Here is a 17,072-nt window from a genome sequence, read left to right on the forward strand (position 1 = left end):
ATTGGTTAGGGCAATACATTGCCCCTAAGGGTAGGTGTTAAAGTGATCTAACCCTGTGCTTCCTTTGTTGGTACTGCAAAGCGTATGCATTCAACGCTGCTGAAACCTTTCTTGCTAACGGTTGTCACGCCGAATTAACTGCAGCTTAACAGGTTGACGGCTGTGGTAATTTTAACCAGATCGGGTTCTGGTGATTTTTACTTTATTTCAGATGGTTAATGGCTTTTTGGTCAGTGCACAACGCCGTTGTGGTTACTGCGAGCAAAGTTTGGATTACTTTGCGGTAGGGGTTCTTGGTTCTCTATTTTGTTGGTAACGTCTTGCAGCATCGACCCCATCACCTCTGCAGTTTCGTCAGCAAGAGGCTGTACTTCGGTCGGTAACGGAAGGTATTCAGTGGGCCAGAAACGACCGCGATTGTGAGGCAGTTTGAGTGGATTACTGTCGAGTAAGGTTAGGCTTTGCTGCTGTTTTTCGTAGCGGTGTATATAAGCGCTGCGTTGACCAGATTTGGCTTCGCACATGATTGTCATCTGGTTGCCCATTAACAATGAGAAGCCAATTTGCTGTACGTCCCAGTGTCGCAATGCGTGGGCGTAGATGGCGATTTGAGTATTGAGCAGCAGGTTCGGATCCTGCTCTGTAGTGAGTAAATTACTCAGACGTTCAAACAGGTGTGACACCACGTTATTAACCAATAAAGGGCGATCAACGCCGCGGCAATATAGATAAAGCAAGCCGTGGCCAATGTCGCTCTCCTCTAGCGCACATAACAGCGTTTGTTCACGCAATAAGTTGGCGGCATCTTCAACAGTAATGCTTTCCAATGCGCGTTGTTGTTCGGTCATCGACGTATCCCTTGGCGATAAATTATTGAATAGGTTGGCTGCGGTCTCAATCCGTTGGCGCCATTGCTATACAGCCCCCTTCCTTTTTATCACTGATAACCATTTGCACAAGCTTTTGTAGTGCAGTTGCCCGAGTAGAATTGTAAACGAGGGGCCATGGAGCCATTTTCGTACCGTTACTTAAGTAAACTGGGGTAACAAAAACGGCGGCCGATGGCCGCCGTTGGTTGATTCCTTACTGGAGTTATTATCTCAATCTGCGCTCACGGCGGTTGGATAATCGGTATAGCCAACTGCACCGCCACCGTAGAAGGTGCTGTGAGCGTCGTAACCAACTTCAGCTAGGGAAATGCCGTGCTTTACTCGATAGGTGAAGTCGGGATTAACGATAAACGGTTGACCAAAAGCAACCAGATCCGCATAGCCGGCGTTGATAATGGCTTCACCTTTTTCTGGGGTGTATTTACCGGCAACCATAATCGGATTGGGGTAGATATCGCGTATCTGTTGACGGTAGCTGTCTGGCATGGCGGTAAAGTTAGCGATGTTTTCGGAGAAATGGATAAAGGCTAAATCCATCGGTGCCAATTTCGCCACTAGCTTAAGTACCGTTTCCGGCAGATCACTTTCGCCCGACGCTATCCCTTCGGAAATGAACGGTGATAATCTTATCGCTACCTTATCGCTGCCGATAGCAGCACAGATCCCTTGCATTATCTCAACGGTAAATCGAATACGGTTGTCGCTGCTGCCACCGTAGCAATCGTCACGTTGGTTAACGCGCTTTTGCATAAACTGCTCCAGCAGATAGCCGTGGGCACCGTGCACTTCCACCCCATCAAATCCAGCGGCAACCGCATTTTTAGCTGCTTGCACAAAGTCCGCGATGGTTTGTGCAATGTCTGTTGCGGTCATTGCACGTGGTGCTTGGGTTTCGACCATGCCGAAACCGCCCTCAGCCAGCGGCCCAAATACCTGATCAGGATCCTTTACTGCTGAAGCAGACAGCGGCTGCTCGCCAGCGATGCTGGAGTGGGAGCGGCGACCAACATGCCAAAGCTGCGCAAAGATCTTACCGTCTTTGGCGTGCACCGCATCGGTAACCAGCTTCCAACCGGCCAGTTGCTCAGGACTGTATATGCCCGGCGTCATCGAGTAGCCACGGCCAACTGGTGAGATAGGCGTTCCCTCAGAGATCAACAACCCAGCCGCCGCGCGTTGGCCGTAATATTCCGCCATGAGCGCGTTTGGCACATCGCCACTGGAGGTGCGCGAACGGGTCATTGGCGCCATTGCGATGCGGTTCTCTAAGCTGATGTTGCCGACGTTCATTGGCTTAAACAACACCGTATCACCGTAGCCTTTGCAGGATGATGGAGCATTGGCATGCGCCGCCGTTGGATAGTCGCTAAGCCCGCGCTCGTCACCACCAAATAGGGTGTCACGGTCGTGTTCGGCCCATGGAATGTTATGTTTGATTCGCTCTGGTAGATCGGGGTTAGCAACAAATGGACGACCAAAGGCAATCATGTCAGCCCAACCGGCCGATAGCGCCTGTTGGGCTCGCTCTGGTGAGTACTTACCAGCGTAGATGGTAACGCCGCTAAAGGCTGCACGTATGGCCTGTTTGAACTCAACCGACATTACCGGTGCGTCATCCCAATCCGCTTCGGCGATGTGCAGGTAGGCGATGTTGTGTTTGTTTAATAGTGTGGCTGCAGCGGTGTAGGTCTGTTCTGGGTTGTCGTCGACAGTGCCGTTCAATGTAGTCAATGGTGCCAAGCGAACTCCAACGCGTTCAGCGCCAATGGCCGCTGACATTGCTGTTACCACTTCATCTAAGAAACGTAATCGATTCTCAAGGCTGCCACCGTATTGATCGCTACGCGCGTTGGATTGTGAGTCGATAAACTGATTGATCAGATAGCCGTTGGCACCGTGCAGTTCAATACCATCAAATCCCGCAGCAATTGCATTGCGAGCCGCTTGGGCGAACTGCTCTACTACTTGGCCGATCTCCTCAACGCTCAAGGCTCGAGGTTCTACACAGTCGACAAACCCAGGGGCACCATCGCTATCGACAAACACCTGCACCCCTTCGGCTTTGAGATTTGAAGCCGATAGCGGTTGCTGGCCACCGATGTTATCCGGGTGAGTCACGCGCCCAACGTGCCATAGCTGCGCAAAGATAACCCCTTGTTGCTCATGCACCGCATCGGTGGTGAGCTGCCAACCGGCAATCTGTTGATCCGAGTAGATCCCTGGGGTCCAAGCGTAACCTTGGCCTTGAGGCGAGATCTGCGTTCCCTCAGCGACAATCAAGCCGGCACTGGCGCGTTGGCCGTAGTATTTGGCCATCATCGCATTGGCAACATTGCCCGGTTGGCTAGCGCGAGAACGCGTCATCGGTGGCATCACAATACGGTTGGCTAGGGTGTGTTGCCCCAGTTGGATAGGGGTAAACAGATTGGTGCTCATGGAGGATCTCCTGCTGCCAGCTGCGGACGTGATTGCGACAGAATGCAGACGTTTGCGGTGGCTCGATAAGTGTGGGACACACTATAGCGCCTTATTTTTTTGCTATTAACAACATCAACCGCAAAATATATTTGTTTTTTTAGCAATAGTGTTAAGTCTGATTAGCGACAAAAAATGGCTGTGTCGTAGTTAGCTGTTGCAGTTTATCTTAAGCCTTCGGCTTCACCGATTTCGGTGCTTTTAGGGGGCTATGTCGCGGTGGCGACGGCACATTGTTGTATGCATTAGGGGGGAGCTTCGCCCCCCTTTGCCTTAGGTCGCAGTTCAAAACGCTTCGCTGAACTGCTCCAATGCGGCAGAAGATCAATAGCGGTAGTGCTTTACCCTTGTATCGCGACTCAACTAGCCAGTGCTTTAACAGCCTTGGAAAGAGCAACACTTAATTGGTACACAGCCCCAAAAATGCCAGCGAGTGTTGGCTCGCTGGCATTTTAGTTGGTGCAGTTTGGCATCAGTGAATGATGTTTAATGCTAGCGTTACCAAAGTTTTAGCTGCGGTCGTAGCAGCGAGTGCAGGCCGTTAATCAAGAGCAATAAGCTGCCTTTGAATGGACCGTGCATGGTCAACAAGTGGCGCCGATATAGCGATGCATAGACAAAGCGCGCTGGCGCACCCGCAAGCTGCAACCCACCACGCCAGTGGGAGAAGAGATTGCCAACGGTATTAAAGCGAGCGAGGTTAACGAAGCTACCAAGATCCTTATAGACATAGTGCTTCAGCTCTGCGTCTGGGTTGTTGAGGCGGCGCATCAAATTATCACCCACCACTAACGCCAGCTGGCGTGCGGTTTGTCCTCGCGGAGGCAGGAATACCCCGTTCTCTTGGGGGACGCAGGCACAATCACCAAATGAGAAAATACGCTCATCGCTGACGCTTAGGCCGGTGTCGTCGGTTACTACTTGGTTGCTGTTGTTGGTCTCTAACCCGAGCGTGGACAAAACCTCTGGTGCCTTAACACCAGCCGCCCAGATGATCAGATCAGCCTCAATGAACTCTGCACATTTAGTGTGTAGGCCAGTAGCTTCAATCGAGGTAACCATGGTCTCGGTGCGGACATCGACACCCAGTTCCAACAACTTATCGTTCACCAATTGGCGCAGCTTCGATTTTGGTAACGCAGGCATGACCGACTCAGATGCTTCTATCAGGGTCAGTTGTAATAGATCGTCATCGATGTGATAGCCATAGCCTCGCAGCGCGTGAGCCATGTGGTGTAGCTCTGCTGACATCTCAACCCCGGTGGCACCGGCACCAACAATAGCAACCTTTAACTTACCTTGGCGTTGGCCGTTGGCGTGTTGCATAAAGAGGTGTTGAATGCGTTCGCGCAGGGTCATGGCCTGCTCGGTTAGGTCGAGGGTGTAAGCGTGCTCTTTAACACCACGGATGCCAAAGTCATTACTGACGGCACCGATCCCCAATACCAAATAGTCGTAATCTAGACGACGTTCGTCTAGCACCATCTCACCGTTGTTGTTGTGCAGTGGGGCTAGAATCACCTGACGGTTGTCACGGTCGATGCCGCTTAAGGCGCCTTGCTGGTATAGATAACCGTTGTGCGCGCCGTGCACCTGATAGTCGATGGCGTTGGTGCCCTCATCTAAACTGCCGGTGGCAAGTTCGTGCAACAATGGTTTCCAGATATGGTGATTACAGATGTCGACTAAGGTGATTTCGGCTTTGTGTTGCTTGCCTAGCTTTGAGCCGATTTTTTTAACCAATTCCATCCCGCCGGCACCACCGCCGACTACTACGATCTTCTTCATGTGTCACTCCAATGTAGGGTCGTTTGGCTTGGCGTCACGTACCAGGCATTACTCAAACCTAGTTGAGTTTTTTGGTGTTACCGTGACCGCCCAATGCCATATGCTATTTTTGTTGTTATGGGCTGAGCAGCGGCCCTGAGTCGAAGTTCGACTACCGCAGAGACAACAAACTAGCGGTATAACCTTAATTTTTAAAGAGCAACCCTATGAATTGGCTTAGTTTTAATCGAAATTGCGGTACCTGTCGCTAACACATTAGGTTTGCTAGTGCGATGAACTGGGATCGAAATAGTATCGCCTCATCTAAGGGCTTATTTTGGCTGTGTCACAGTTAAGTGTTGAGGTTAATATCAAGCCTTCGGCTCTACCGGTTGCAGACTCTTAAGGGGTTATGTCGCGGTGGCGACGGTACATTCTTGTATGTATTAGGGGGAGCTTCGCCCCTTTGGAATCCCCTTTGCCTTAGGTCGCCGTCCAAAACGCTTCGCTGGATTGCTCCAATGCGGCAGAAGAACAACGGCGCTATAGTGCCTTGCCCTTGTATCAACACTCGCCATGCCGGTGCTTTAACAGCCTTGGAAAGAGCAACACTTAGTTGGTACACCGCCTTTATTTTTGCAGCTGAGTTGATTTAAATCTGAACAATTTCTGTCGTTAACGTACCTATCTTGGACAAAATTGAATCTTTTCTAATCCTTCTGCTCTAATGTTTTGAGCGCATATTAAATGAATGAGGTACGGCAGATGAATAAACTGGTTTGGTTGATGGTTGCAATGACCAGTGGTGTTGCTGTTGCAGCAGAAACTGAGTCTTGGCCACAACAAGACGGAGATGTGACTGTGGTATGGCAAGAGCCCGAAAACTACCGTGATGTTGATGCTACCAGTGGCGTTCAATCTCGTTATCAAAATCACGTGTTTGCTAAGCTTGGTAAGCATATGCAGGAGCAGATAACCCCGAAGCTGCAAACCGGTGAGAAGATTACTGTCACTGTGACGGATCTCGATTTAGCTGGCGATGTGCGACCAACCTTCGGCGCTACGACTAACGATATCCGGGTGGTGAAATCGGTGTATCCACCGATGATCCATTTCACCTACCAGCTTAATAATGGCGATGGTGAGGTGCTGCAACAGCAGAAGGTTGAGTTACGTGATATGAGCTTTGACAGTGGTGGGTTACAGCGTAACCGTCATGAATCGCTGCATTATGAGATGAATATGCTCGACGATTGGGTCAAAAAGATATTAGAACCCCAGTTGGCTAATCGTTAATCTGCACTAACTGTAGATGTCACAACGTAGCTACAGATACGCCGCCTAATTAGGCGGCGTTTTTGGTTCTCAATGAACAGCACCTATTTGGTTGCTTTTACCTGCTGTCTAAATTGCGCCAAGGTAGTGAGTAACAACTCTAACTGTTTAACTAATGTCGCCAACTGATCGTTACTTGGGTTGGCTTCAAAGTCGATAAGGGATTGACCCATCTCTTTGACATAAGGGCCAAAGCGGTTGGAATCGGTGCTAAATCCCGCTTCGCTGGTGAAGATTGCGGCGAATTTACCTTGGCCATCTTTCTGGATTTGATCCAAAACGGCGTCGGCGTCGATCCCCTGACGGTAAGCTGTTTGTAAGCTGTTACGGATCTGATCAATGATGGTTTGGTAAGACACGATGATTCCCCTTTGCTGATTGGGGATAATTATAGAGAGCCGTTAGGATTGACTCAATATGAGCGCCAAGATGAAATATCTTTTGTTAGCAATATGGTTCGTTATCGGCAGTGGATTGCCGTTGGCAGCGGCTGAAACCGACAAGCCGTTGTTCTATCAGTTGCAGCTTGGTGAGCAACAGGCGTGGTTGTTGGGATCGATTCATGTCGGTACAGCAGACTTTTACCCATTGCCGATGCAGATTGAAGCCGCCATCGAACAAGCGTCTGCGTTGGTGCTGGAAGCCAACCCCAACGATCCCAACCTACCGGCTTTATTTGCTCAATATGCCTTAGCTAAGAAGCCATTACCGCATGCCTTAGCCAGCAAAATTCGACAACACTGTCAGCAGCAGCAACTGCAGTGCAATCTGGATCTGGCCCCATGGTTACTGAGCTCGCAGATGGCGCTAGCGATGATGACACAAGCGGGTTATTCCCCTGCGCTTGGGGTGGAGTCACAGCTACTGTTGCGCTTTAAACCACAACAGGTGTTAGAGCTTGAAGGGATGGCGATGCAGTTAAAATTGTTCGATTCACTCAGTTATGACGCCAATATCGCTATGGCGGAAGCCAGTATTGATGAGTTTGATGTGGGGCAAATGGTTGATGCATGGCGCCACGGTGATAGCGATGCCTTGCAGCAGCTGATCTTTGACGACTTCACTGAAGATGAGCTTATGCAAGTGCTGATGTTCGATCGTAATCGCTACATGGTAAACAAGATTGAACGAATGATGTCTGCCCAGAACCAACTATTGATTGTGGTCGGGGCAGGGCACTTGGTGGGCCAACAAAGCATGGTTCAGTTGTTGCGACAGCAAGGCGTTACCGTAACCAACTGTTGGCAACGCCAGTGCCAGCTGCGTCAGTAAGCTGGTTTATCGATTGGGGGTTTTGAGCTTTAGTCACGCAAGAACCAACGGATCAGCACAGCCAGATCTTGGGTGGCGGCGATGGGATCATAATGGTCGCTACGAGGGTTAAAGTAACCGTGAGTTTGTTCGGTTAAGGCAAGGTCAGCGTGTTGATTCAGTAACGTTTGCTGTGCCTTTACCCCAGCATCATCTTGGCATAGCCATAACTGAGTCGGACAGTTAGGTTGGAGTTGGGCCTTTAATGGAATGCTATTGCCATACACTAATGCCGCTTTGGCCACTTTGTCGGTATTGGTTAACAACGGCCAGGTGGCATCGGCTCCGGCACTAAAGGCCAAGATGTTCATCGGTGCTGCGGCGCTAGATAGGCAATCTTGAACCTTTTGCTGATAAACGGCGGCGCTACAACGGCGCTCGAAATAGCCGAAAGCCTCGTTACTATTACCAAACACAAATCGTTGTCCGCTGTAGGGGTCGAGCACAGCCACCGCTGGAAAATGTTTCTCCAGCTCAGTGATAAGTGGCTCTAAGGTTTGATGTTGACCCCAGATATCGGTGATTAAAAGCAGTGGCGCAGTCATAGTACTTCCTTGAACTGTACAGTCTGTCGCCAATGCTAGCGCTTAGCTAAGGTGTAGATCAATCGGAGTTTTTGAGGATTTACCCGCCACCTCTCGCACCAATTTAGGAACCAGAAACCCCGGTAGCAGAGTAATAACTTCAGCCATAATCGCTCTGGCCTCATCGTCACTCACTTCGTAATGGGTAGCACCAACCACCTTGTCGAGCTGGTGCATATAGTAAGGCATCACACCAACCTCGAACAGTCGCTCCGATAGATCCACCAAGGTTTGGGCGTTGTCGTTAATGCCCTTGAGCATCACCCCTTGGTTGAGCAGAGTAACGCCGGCTGCCCGAAGCTGCGCGAGTTTATCTGCCAGCTCTGAGCAGATTTCATTGGCATGGTTGCTGTGTAACACCAAGATGATCTGCCATGGAGCCTGTTGGCAAAGGTTAATGAACTCATTGGTAATGCGATTAGGGATGCTGACAGGCAAACGGGTGTGGATCCTGATCCGCTTTAGATTACGGGCTTGACGTAGCTGCAGAAATAGATCGGCCAGGTGATCGTCCCTAGCCATCAGCGGATCGCCGCCGGACAACAGCAGTTCGTTAATATTGCTGTCGTTATTGATGTGGTCAATGGCTTCGGCAATCTCGCTCTGACCGACTTTATGATCCTGATAAGGGAAGTGGCGACGGAAGCAATAACGGCAGTTTATGGCGCAGCCGCCACGAAGCATCAACAGTACTCGAGAACGGTATTTGTGGAGCAAGCCCGGCTTGGCGTCGTCTTGTTCACCGGTTGGATCGGTATTAAAGCCCGCTTGTTCAATAAATTCTGCCGCCACCGGAAGCACTTGTTGAAGTAATGGGTCATGGACGTTGCCATGTTCCATTTTTGCGGCAAAGGCCTTGGGAACCCGCATGGGGAATAGCTTTCTGGCGGTTAAACCTTCGCCATAATGGTTTGGGTCTATGCCAAGAAAGGCCAAAAGTTGCAGGGGATCGCTGTAGGCGTCGGCGACTTCCTGCTGCCAACGTCGGTCTAAGCACTGCACAGAATCTAAATTTCGGGTTATCATTGCTCGGTTAATATCAACAGAATTGCTGGAACTAGAGAAGATGGCATCTTACACCACGAACGATTTTAAAAGCGGCTTAAAATTTATGTTGGACGGCGAACCGTGCAGCATCATCGAAAACGAAGTATACAAGCCGGGTAAGGGTCAAGCGATTAACCGCGTTAAGATCCGTAAATTGCTTAGTGGCAAAACCTTCGAGAAAAACTTTAAGTCTGGCGAATCTGTAGAAGCGGCAGACGTGATGGATTACGAACTGGCCTACCTGTACGAAGATGGCGAGTTCTGGCACTTCATGAACAATGACACCTTCGAACAGATCGCAGCGGACGAGAAAGCCGTGGCTGATGCCAAGAAGTGGTTGGTAGAGCAAGACGTTTGTACCTTGCTGCTGTGGGACGGTCGTCCAATCGTGGTTACCCCGCCAAACTTTGTTGAGCTGGAAGTTACCGAAACCGATCCTGGTTTGAAAGGCGATACTCAAGGTACCGGTGGTAAGCCTGCCACTCTGTCTACCGGCGCGGTTATCCGTGTACCACTGTTCATCACCATCGGTGAAGTAGTGAAGGTTGATACCCGTAATGGCGAATACGTAGAACGCGTTCGTAAGTAATTAATCGCACAATTTGGTTGTACGATTTAGAGAGTGGGCTTAGGCCCGCTCTTTTTGTTTGTGCTACTTAAGTATTGTGAGGCACTTTTAGCCATCTTACCTTAGAGCTGGGTGCTGTTAATTGGTGGGTAATGGAGATTGATTAATGAGTTGGCAACCAACCGCAGATATGGCTCAGTTGCGTCAGCGCGGGCACTTGTTGGCACAGATCCGGCAGTTTTTTGCTGAGCGCGATGTGCTGGAGGTGGATACGCCGGCAATGAGCCAAGCGGCAGTTACGGACCCGCACCTTTATAGCTTTGAAACTACCTTCGTTGGCCCCGGTGCGTCACAAGGTTTGCCACTGCATCTGATGACCTCGCCAGAGTTCCATATGAAGCGGCTGCTTTGCGCGGGTTCCGGTTGCATCTATCAGATCGGCAAGAGTTTCCGCAACGAGGAGTCGAGCCGTTATCACAACCCAGAATTTACGATGCTGGAGTGGTATCGAGTCGGCTTTAACGAACACGATTTGATGGTAGAGATGGCGCAGCTATTGCGGCTAACGCTTGGCTGCGGAGAGCCCGAGAAGAAGAGCTATCAACAGGTATTTATTGATGCACTTGGGCTTGATCCGCTGAGTGCTTCGGTAACTGAGCTACAGCAGGAGTGTGCCAAACATGGCCTGGCTGATATTGCTCAGACTGAAACCACAGCCGCGCCATTGCAACAAATGCTGTTCTCGATGGTGATTGAACCAACGATTGGCCAAACCGTGCCCCTAATGGTGTTTGACTTCCCTGCCAATCAAGCGGCATTAGCGCGGATCAACCCAGATGACCCCCGTGTTGCTGGGCGATTTGAGGTGTACTTTAAGGCGATTGAGTTGGCTAATGGCTTTTACGAACTGGCGGATGCCGATGAACAGTTAGCGCGGTTTGAGCAAGATAATCGTGACCGAGTTGCACTGGGGCTGCCTGCCAAGCCTATCGATCACAACCTGATTGCTGCGTTACGCCACGGCTTACCGGATTGCGCTGGGGTTGCACTGGGGATAGACCGTTTGTTGATGTTGGGCATTGGCGTTGATCACATCGAGCAGGTAACGGCGTTTCCTGTCTCCCGCGCGTAGGTAGTTAGAGCAAGCCTTAACTTACAGTTACAATCGCAACATCTTTGTACTTGTTGTTTACATTGGCAATGGGTAGGCTAAGCCAAAATTGTATGGTCTTAGCCTCTTATGTTGTTGCACCGTGTTGTATTGCCGTTGATGATCTTGTGGGTGCTAGCGTTATCGCTGGCAACTCAGGTTCACGCTGCATCCCACATCAGCGGCCACCACCATAGCAACAGCGTTTGTGAGTGGTGCCAACAACACGACAACTTCAGCTCCGTTGTTACCCACTCCTCGGTGGTTCCCACCCCCGAGGCAAGCGCCATACAAAACAGTCCGCGTTACTGCAATGACGTCCCGCTTCGCAACAGTTACCGTTACGCCATTCGCGCCCCACCACACCCTTAATTCCATCTCATAAGGACAGTTTTATCGTCGTTACGGCGAGATATTTTGTGGAATTAAGGAAAAGATTAAATGCGCATTAATAACATTACTGCTGGCATCGTGCTGGCGTCTTTGGCTACCTCTGTTTCAGCGGTTGAAGTGACCTTACCTGCGATCAGTGTGGTGCTAGATGGGTACTATCAAGATGGCGAGCGCGCGCTGGGCAGCCGCGAAGATGGCTTTGGCTTAGGTGAAACTGAGCTAGCATTGTCGGGGAGCATCGATGATTTGTTCTACGGTAAGTTAACCACGGTGATTGCCACGCAAGACAGCGATACTGAGGTGGAATTAGAAGAGGCCTTTATTCAAACGCTGGCGCTGCCAGCTGGTTTTTCTGTTCGTGCCGGTCGTTTCTTGGCTGACTTTGGTTACCTCAACAATCAGCATCTGCACAGTGATGCCTTTGTGGAGCGTCCAGTGGTGTACCGTGCCTTTCTGGGCGGCCACTACTTTGATGATGGGGTGCGCCTTAATTGGGTGGCGCCGACAGACACCTACTGGACTTTGGGCATCGAAGCCTTTGATGGTGAATCGTTGCAGGCCGATGAGTTCGAAGATCCTGATAGCGTTGGGGTTTACCACGCCTACACCAAGTTTGGTGGCGATATTGGCACCAGCCACAGCTGGCAGCTTGGCCTTTCCTACCTTCACAACGCCAATGGCGAAGCCTCTTTAGAGGAGCATGAAGAGGAGGAACATGAGCATGATGAAGATGAAGAGAGCGGCCACAACCACGGCGCCACTTTCAGTGGTGAAACCCTGTACGGCGTTGATGCTGTATACAAATGGGCACCAAATGGTAATTACAAAAACAACTACCTGACCGTATCCGCTGAGTACTTACAATTAGAAGATTTGTACCAAGAGGATGAAGCCGGTTTACCTGATGATCATAGTGGTTGGTACCTCTCTTCGGTATACCAAGTCAATCCTAATTGGTCTGTCGGTTTGCGCTATGGCGAACTCGATGCGGCGATGGCGCATGAAGAGGAGCACGAAGGAGAGCATGAGCTGCACATTGAATCAGGTAAGGTGAAGGAGACTGACTTTATGGTGGCGTGGCACCACAGCCATTTCTCAACGATTCGTCTGCAGTACAGTGACATTGACGATGAGCTGTTTGATTCAAAAGATGATCAGATTATCTCGCTGCAATTCATCATGGCATTAGGAGCTCACGGTGCGCACCAATTCTAATTTATCCTTGCTGAGTGCAGTTGTTATCACTGGCTTAATGCTGAGTCCACAAGCGCTAGCTCTGAAAATATTTGCCTGTGAACCTGAGTACGCTGCCTTGGCGCAGGAGCTGGCACCAGCAGCAACCATCTTTAGCGCGACCTCGGCATTGCAGGATCCTCACCATGTTCAGGCTCGTCCCAGTTTGATCGCTAAACTGCGCCAAGCGGATCTTGCGATCTGCGCTGGTGCTGAGTTGGAGGTGGGCTGGTTGCCGATGTTGCAGATGAAGGCCAATAACCCGCAGGTTCGAGATGGCAATGCTGGCATGTTCTATGCCATGGACTACATTGAACCGCTTGGAGTACCTGACAAGGTGGATCGCAGTATGGGGGATATCCATGCTGGTGGTAATCCGCACATGCATTTCTCACCTCAGCGAATTGAGCAGGTTGCAGCTGCTTTGCGTGACCGCTTAATGTCGATTGATTCTGATAATGCCGAGGCCTATCAGCAACAGTGGCAGTTGTTCGCCAGCCGTTGGCAACAAGCGCAGCAGCAGTGGCAGCTAAAAGCTAAGCCGTTGCAAGGTAAACAGGTGATCGCCTATCACAGTAGTTTTATGTATCTGTTCGACTGGCTTGGGATGGAGCAGGTGGGCAACTTAGAGCCCAAACCTGGTCTGCCACCGACTAGCGCGCATTTGAGTTCGCTGCTGCAACAGGTGCAAGCAACGCCACCATTGGCTTTGATATACACGGGTTATCAGGACAATAGAGGGGTTAATTGGTTAGCCAAGCGAACAGACGTTACCGCGTTACAGTTGCCTTTTGGTCCCGGTGTTGATGGTATCGATAGCTTATTTGAGCTTTACGACAGCGTACTAGATAAGTTGTTAGCGGTGCCTTCATCATGATGGATATGCTAAGCATCTTATTACCAGCGCTCGCTGCTGGAGTGCTGGTGTTGGCAAGTCATGTGGTGATGGGGCGACAGGTGTTGGCTCGAGGGATTATCTTTATCGACTTGGCCATTGCTCAGATCGCGGCATTGGGGGCGGTGCTAGCTAACACCTCCCATCAGCTCGAGCATCTCGTTGGGGTTGGCTGGTGGCTGCCATTACTCTTTGCCATTGCTGGTGCTGCGCTTATCGCCTGGCTTGAGCGGGTGGCAAAGGCTGAGCTAGAGGCGATGATCGGTTGCCTCTACGTGCTGGCGGCAGTGGCGGCAATGCTACTGTTGGCCAATGATCCTCACGGTGGAGAACTGCTAAAGCAACTGCTATCGGGGCAGATCTTATGGACCGATTGGGATGCGCTGTTATGGCCTAGCGTTGCCACTGGAGTGGTGTTGCTGTTGTTATGGTGGCGACCTACGCTACTCAGTGGCCGTGGTTTTTATCCACTGTTCGCACTGATGATAACCTTCTCGGTGCAGCTAGTTGGAGTTTATCTGGTGTTTGCCAGTTTAATCCTGCCTGCACTTGCGGTAAATCGAATGGATGGCAGTCGAGCCTTGTTTAGTGGTTATGGCGTTGGATTGGCGGGGTACCTCGTTGGACTAGGACTTTCGGCGTGTTGGGATCTGCCCTCGGGTGCGACCATTGTCGCAAGCTTGGTGGCAGTGGCACTGCTTGCGCGGTTGCTGGTATGCCTATGCCGCGATGAGCGACGGGTAACACTATAAACACTGCTGCGGCAACGAGTTAGCAACAGCGGCCATTGTGCCGCTGTTGTTGATTTATCTAACGGAATTACCCAGCAGGCTGATCGCCCATTTGGCTTTGTTGGTAATTCTCGATGCCAACTTTGTTTATTAGCTCTAGTTGGGTCTCGAGCCAATCAACGTGCTCCTCCTCTGAGTCGAGGATCTTCTGAAACAGATCGCGGCTGACGTAATCACGCACCTGTTCACAATATTCAATGCCATCACGCAGGTCAGGAATGGCGTCCATCTCGAGGTTAAGATCGCATTCGAGCATCTCTTTGGTGTGCTCGCCGATCCGCAGCTTACCCAAGCTTTGCAAGTTGGGTAGCCCTTCTAAAAATAGAATTCGCTCAATCAACCAGTCGGCGTGATTCATTTCGTCGATGGATTCGTGGTATTCGTAGTCGCCGAGCTTTAACAACCCCCAATCTTTGTACATTCGAGCGTGGAGAAAGTATTGATTGATTGCAATCAGTTCATTGCCTAGCACCTTGTTTAGGCACGCGATGACTTTTGGATCGGCCTTCATTTCAGATCACCTATTCCGAGTTGGTGATTAAAAAATGGCAGAGGATTTGGAATGTAGCAAGCCGCGCACGGTAAACCGCGCGTGATAGGGGGTAGGACTCTGCTTACAGTAAGTAGGCTGAGATTAAGCGGCTTGGTAGTAGTTTGGTTCTAAGTCTTTGGTTTGCTCCATCATTTCAAGCGTCGTTCGGATGCACTTGCCACATTGGCTACCCACATTTAGCTCAGCCTGTAGGGCTTTAAGATCAGTGGCACCATTTTCAATGGCTTGTTTGATCTGAGTGTCGGTTACGCCAAAGCAAACGCAGATGTACATCGTGTTAGTTCCAAGTGAGAGTATCTAGCTTATGGATGGACTGTAAATGCAAACGATTCGCATGTCCAATTGGCTTTTGGGCCTAAATCTCTATGTATTGAAAACTAAGGAAATAAAATTTTCGCCATTGTGAGGTTACGCACAATGGCTCGAAGAAGCGGGAGCTAAAAGCAGCAGCTTCAGTAACCTTTATTGAGGTCAACTAGGTGTTGTAATGGCTGCTGTTGTTGGTAGCGCTGCAGGTTTTCGACAAATTGACCGACCACTTGCTCAGGAAAGCTGGCAGCGGCGACATGGGGAGTTATGGTGAGGTTTGGGCAATGCCATAGTGGAGAGTCTGCCGGCAGTGGCTCCTGTTCAAATACATCCAATACCGCAAAGCCCAGTTGCTGTGTGGTTAGGGCGGTTATCAGGGCATCGATATCCACGCTATTGCCACGACCTACGTTGATAAAACCGGCGTGAGGCTGCATGGTGGCGAAGCTGTGTTGATTAAATAACGCAGTGGTGTGGGTTGTGCTAGGCAAGATAGACACCACTACATCGGCGCAACTCATTGCCTCATGGAGCTGGGTAGTGGCGAAACAGCGCTCAAACCCAGAGATATCGCGGCCATCGGTGTTTACGCCAATTACCTGCATGCCAAAGGCGGTGGCTACTGTAGCAATCTGCTGACCAATGTTGCCGGTGCCGACAATGACCATGGTTTGATTGGCAAGGCTATCGTAGCCCTTAGGTTGCCACAACTGCTGTCGCTGCGCTTCAACATAACGGGGCAGGTGGCGCATTCGGCTGAGTAAATGGGCAAAAACATATTGGGTCATTAATGGGCCAAACACTTGGCGGATATTGGTGAGCTGATAGTTGCGCGGTAGATCGGCGGCAATCAATGCATCAACCCCAGCATAAACACTGGCGATCCATTCCGGTTGATGCCTTTGGCGTAGCGCCTTTGCTGCTAATGCTGGTTCTGCCAACCAAATATCACAACAACTGGGATCGTCGCACACATCAATATTGTGCAGTGCCAACCGCTTTTTATAACGTTCGAAGTGACGTTGAGAAAGGATGCAAATCATGTGTTCCACCCTTGTGTCTGGTGATGTTGTTGAAGGTGCTGCCGGCTGCGCTGGGGATAGTTGGTGAAGACTCCATCCACTCCTAGTTGTTTTAGCTCGTTGAGCATTTTTGGCCGGTCGACGGTGTAAACGTATACTGGCAGCCCGCGCTGTTTGGCGTCGGCTATCAGCTCTTTACTGACCATCTCCGCTTCGACGTGCAGGGTGTTGGCATCTAAGTCAGTGGCAAACTTGGCTAAATCGAGCGGGCAGCAAGCGGTCAATGCGCCGATGGCATATTGCGGTGCGTTGCGATGAAAGCGTGCCAACATCGGGTGATGGAACGAGGAGATGATGAACTGCTCCGGGCGATAACCCAGTTCGTCGATGGCCCGTTGTAATAGCTCGGGTAAGGGTTGGTCGCAACCATGGCCCTTGAGCTCGATATTAAACTCCATTTTGCCGGCAGCCAGCTTTAATACCTGCCACAGGGTTGGTACGCGTTGGCCTTGGCCTGCATCCAGTTGTTGCAGCTCCGCTAAGCTGTAATCGAGTACCGGACCAGTACCGCTTGTGGTCTTATCGACGTGATGATCGTGGATCACTACCAGTTCATTTTGGCAAAGATGTACATCGATTTCGATGGCGTCAGCACCTTGCTCAATGGCTAATGCCATTGCCGCTAAAGTGTTTTCTGGTGCTTCGCCAGAGGCACCGCGATGGGCAATTATCTTCATCTATAGACTGCA

18 protein-coding genes and 1 pseudogene are annotated in these 17,072 nt (G+C 50.6%); 8 read left to right on the forward strand and 11 right to left on the reverse strand.

Features of this window, described 5'->3' with window-relative positions:
* Positions 1–230 precede the first annotated feature (230 nt).
* The 4 genes and pseudogenes from HER31_RS17980 to HER31_RS17995 all read right to left on the reverse strand — a co-directional run bounded on the left by HER31_RS17980 (position 231) and on the right by HER31_RS17995 (position 5,153).
* Positions 231–848, reverse strand: coding sequence for a hypothetical protein (locus HER31_RS17980; RefSeq protein WP_168662769.1), 618 nt, complete (start codon positions 846–848; stop codon positions 231–233).
* A 252-nt stretch (positions 849–1,100) separates the two neighbouring features.
* Entirely contained in the window at positions 1,101–2,180 is a 1,080-nt protein-coding gene (locus HER31_RS17985) for an alkene reductase (protein WP_168663444.1), read from the reverse strand.
* A gap of 63 nt (positions 2,181–2,243) precedes the next feature.
* Positions 2,244–3,326: pseudogene (locus HER31_RS17990) on the reverse strand (alkene reductase); the annotation flags it as partial.
* 537 nt (positions 3,327–3,863) lie between these two features.
* The gene (locus HER31_RS17995; RefSeq protein WP_168662771.1) at positions 3,864–5,153 is read right to left on the reverse strand and encodes an NAD(P)/FAD-dependent oxidoreductase; all 1,290 of its coding nucleotides are present in this window, start codon (positions 5,151–5,153) and stop codon (positions 3,864–3,866) included.
* A 744-nt stretch (positions 5,154–5,897) separates the two neighbouring features.
* On the opposite strand from HER31_RS17995, the gene HER31_RS18000 reads away from it, so the two are divergent.
* A complete protein-coding gene (locus HER31_RS18000) occupies positions 5,898–6,428 on the forward strand; it encodes a DUF3016 domain-containing protein (protein WP_168662773.1) in 531 nt (176 codons plus the stop codon).
* Positions 6,429–6,511: 83 nt separating this feature from the next.
* Here HER31_RS18000 and HER31_RS18005 read toward each other — a convergent pair whose 3' ends face one another.
* Positions 6,512–6,826, reverse strand: a complete 315-nt coding sequence (locus HER31_RS18005) for a prephenate dehydrogenase (RefSeq protein WP_168662775.1) — start codon at positions 6,824–6,826, stop codon at positions 6,512–6,514.
* 70 nt (positions 6,827–6,896) lie between these two features.
* On the opposite strand from HER31_RS18005, the gene HER31_RS18010 reads away from it, so the two are divergent.
* Complete coding sequence (locus HER31_RS18010) at positions 6,897–7,739, forward strand: TraB/GumN family protein (protein WP_168662777.1); 843 nt, start codon at positions 6,897–6,899, stop codon at positions 7,737–7,739.
* Positions 7,740–7,768: 29 nt separating this feature from the next.
* Here HER31_RS18010 and HER31_RS18015 read toward each other — a convergent pair whose 3' ends face one another.
* Positions 7,769–8,323, reverse strand: coding sequence for a dienelactone hydrolase family protein (locus HER31_RS18015; RefSeq protein WP_168662779.1), 555 nt, complete (start codon positions 8,321–8,323; stop codon positions 7,769–7,771).
* Between the two features lie 42 nt (positions 8,324–8,365).
* On the reverse strand, positions 8,366–9,388 hold the full coding sequence (epmB, locus tag HER31_RS18020; RefSeq protein WP_168662781.1) for an EF-P beta-lysylation protein EpmB: 1,023 nt from the start codon (positions 9,386–9,388) through the stop codon (positions 8,366–8,368).
* Between the two features lie 40 nt (positions 9,389–9,428).
* Between epmB and efp the strand changes: the two genes are divergently transcribed.
* The 6 genes from efp (at position 9,429) to HER31_RS18050 (ending at position 14,400) form a co-directional block, all read left to right on the forward strand.
* A complete protein-coding gene (gene efp / locus HER31_RS18025; protein ID WP_168662783.1) occupies positions 9,429–9,998 on the forward strand; it encodes an elongation factor P in 570 nt (189 codons plus the stop codon).
* A gap of 145 nt (positions 9,999–10,143) precedes the next feature.
* Complete coding sequence (gene epmA / locus HER31_RS18030) at positions 10,144–11,109, forward strand: elongation factor P--(R)-beta-lysine ligase (protein WP_168662785.1); 966 nt, start codon at positions 10,144–10,146, stop codon at positions 11,107–11,109.
* Positions 11,110–11,217: 108 nt separating this feature from the next.
* Positions 11,218–11,499 carry a DUF2946 family protein gene (locus tag HER31_RS18035; RefSeq protein WP_168662787.1) on the forward strand — a complete coding sequence of 94 codons (282 nt, stop codon included), beginning with the start codon at positions 11,218–11,220 and terminating at the stop codon, positions 11,497–11,499.
* A gap of 69 nt (positions 11,500–11,568) precedes the next feature.
* The gene (locus HER31_RS18040) at positions 11,569–12,735 is read left to right on the forward strand and encodes a porin (protein WP_168662789.1); all 1,167 of its coding nucleotides are present in this window, start codon (positions 11,569–11,571) and stop codon (positions 12,733–12,735) included.
* The gene (locus HER31_RS18045; RefSeq protein ID WP_168662791.1) at positions 12,719–13,630 is read left to right on the forward strand and encodes a metal ABC transporter solute-binding protein, Zn/Mn family; all 912 of its coding nucleotides are present in this window, start codon (positions 12,719–12,721) and stop codon (positions 13,628–13,630) included. The genes HER31_RS18040 and HER31_RS18045 overlap by 17 nt, the downstream gene beginning before the upstream one ends.
* On the forward strand, positions 13,627–14,400 hold the full coding sequence (locus HER31_RS18050) for a metal ABC transporter permease (RefSeq protein WP_420811005.1): 774 nt from the start codon (positions 13,627–13,629) through the stop codon (positions 14,398–14,400). The genes HER31_RS18045 and HER31_RS18050 overlap by 4 nt, the downstream gene beginning before the upstream one ends.
* 67 nt (positions 14,401–14,467) lie before the next feature.
* Here HER31_RS18050 and bfr read toward each other — a convergent pair whose 3' ends face one another.
* The 4 genes from bfr to HER31_RS18070 form a co-directional block, all read right to left on the reverse strand.
* Positions 14,468–14,950: a bacterioferritin gene (bfr, locus tag HER31_RS18055; protein WP_168662793.1), complete on the reverse strand. Its 483-nt coding sequence runs from the start codon at positions 14,948–14,950 to the stop codon at positions 14,468–14,470.
* A 123-nt stretch (positions 14,951–15,073) separates the two neighbouring features.
* The gene (locus HER31_RS18060; protein WP_168662795.1) at positions 15,074–15,265 is read right to left on the reverse strand and encodes a bacterioferritin-associated ferredoxin; all 192 of its coding nucleotides are present in this window, start codon (positions 15,263–15,265) and stop codon (positions 15,074–15,076) included.
* Positions 15,266–15,444: 179 nt separating this feature from the next.
* A complete protein-coding gene (locus HER31_RS18065) occupies positions 15,445–16,344 on the reverse strand; it encodes a D-2-hydroxyacid dehydrogenase (protein ID WP_168662797.1) in 900 nt (299 codons plus the stop codon).
* Complete coding sequence (locus tag HER31_RS18070) at positions 16,341–17,060, reverse strand: glycerophosphodiester phosphodiesterase (protein WP_168662799.1); 720 nt, start codon at positions 17,058–17,060, stop codon at positions 16,341–16,343. Before HER31_RS18070 ends, HER31_RS18065 begins: the two co-directional genes overlap by 4 nt.
* Positions 17,061–17,072 lie beyond the last annotated feature (12 nt).

Origin of the sequence: Ferrimonas lipolytica (assembly GCF_012295575.1) — a bacterium.
GTDB lineage: Bacteria > Pseudomonadota > Gammaproteobacteria > Enterobacterales > Shewanellaceae > Ferrimonas > Ferrimonas lipolytica.

Excerpts from the sequence above, each read along its gene's own strand:
- HER31_RS17980 (WP_168662769.1), bottom strand. The coding sequence starts at position 848 with ATGACCGAACAACAACGCGCATTGGAAAGCATTACTGTTGAAGATGCC.
- HER31_RS17985 (WP_168663444.1), bottom strand. The coding sequence starts at position 2,180 with ATGAACGTCGGCAACATCAGCTTAGAGAACCGCATCGCAATGGCGCCA.
- HER31_RS17995 (WP_168662771.1), bottom strand. The coding sequence starts at position 5,153 with ATGAAGAAGATCGTAGTAGTCGGCGGTGGTGCCGGCGGGATGGAATTG.
- HER31_RS18000 (WP_168662773.1), top strand. The coding sequence starts at position 5,898 with ATGAATAAACTGGTTTGGTTGATGGTTGCAATGACCAGTGGTGTTGCT.
- HER31_RS18010 (WP_168662777.1), top strand. The coding sequence starts at position 6,897 with ATGAAATATCTTTTGTTAGCAATATGGTTCGTTATCGGCAGTGGATTG.
- HER31_RS18015 (WP_168662779.1), bottom strand. The coding sequence starts at position 8,323 with ATGACTGCGCCACTGCTTTTAATCACCGATATCTGGGGTCAACATCAA.
- epmB (WP_168662781.1), bottom strand. The coding sequence starts at position 9,388 with ATGATAACCCGAAATTTAGATTCTGTGCAGTGCTTAGACCGACGTTGG.
- efp (WP_168662783.1), top strand. The coding sequence starts at position 9,429 with ATGGCATCTTACACCACGAACGATTTTAAAAGCGGCTTAAAATTTATG.
- epmA (WP_168662785.1), top strand. The coding sequence starts at position 10,144 with ATGAGTTGGCAACCAACCGCAGATATGGCTCAGTTGCGTCAGCGCGGG.
- HER31_RS18035 (WP_168662787.1), top strand. The coding sequence starts at position 11,218 with ATGTTGTTGCACCGTGTTGTATTGCCGTTGATGATCTTGTGGGTGCTA.
- HER31_RS18040 (WP_168662789.1), top strand. The coding sequence starts at position 11,569 with ATGCGCATTAATAACATTACTGCTGGCATCGTGCTGGCGTCTTTGGCT.
- HER31_RS18050 (WP_420811005.1), top strand. The coding sequence starts at position 13,627 with ATGATGGATATGCTAAGCATCTTATTACCAGCGCTCGCTGCTGGAGTG.
- bfr (WP_168662793.1), bottom strand. The coding sequence starts at position 14,950 with ATGAAGGCCGATCCAAAAGTCATCGCGTGCCTAAACAAGGTGCTAGGC.
- HER31_RS18060 (WP_168662795.1), bottom strand. The coding sequence starts at position 15,265 with ATGTACATCTGCGTTTGCTTTGGCGTAACCGACACTCAGATCAAACAA.
- HER31_RS18065 (WP_168662797.1), bottom strand. The coding sequence starts at position 16,344 with ATGATTTGCATCCTTTCTCAACGTCACTTCGAACGTTATAAAAAGCGG.
- HER31_RS18070 (WP_168662799.1), bottom strand. The coding sequence starts at position 17,060 with ATGAAGATAATTGCCCATCGCGGTGCCTCTGGCGAAGCACCAGAAAAC.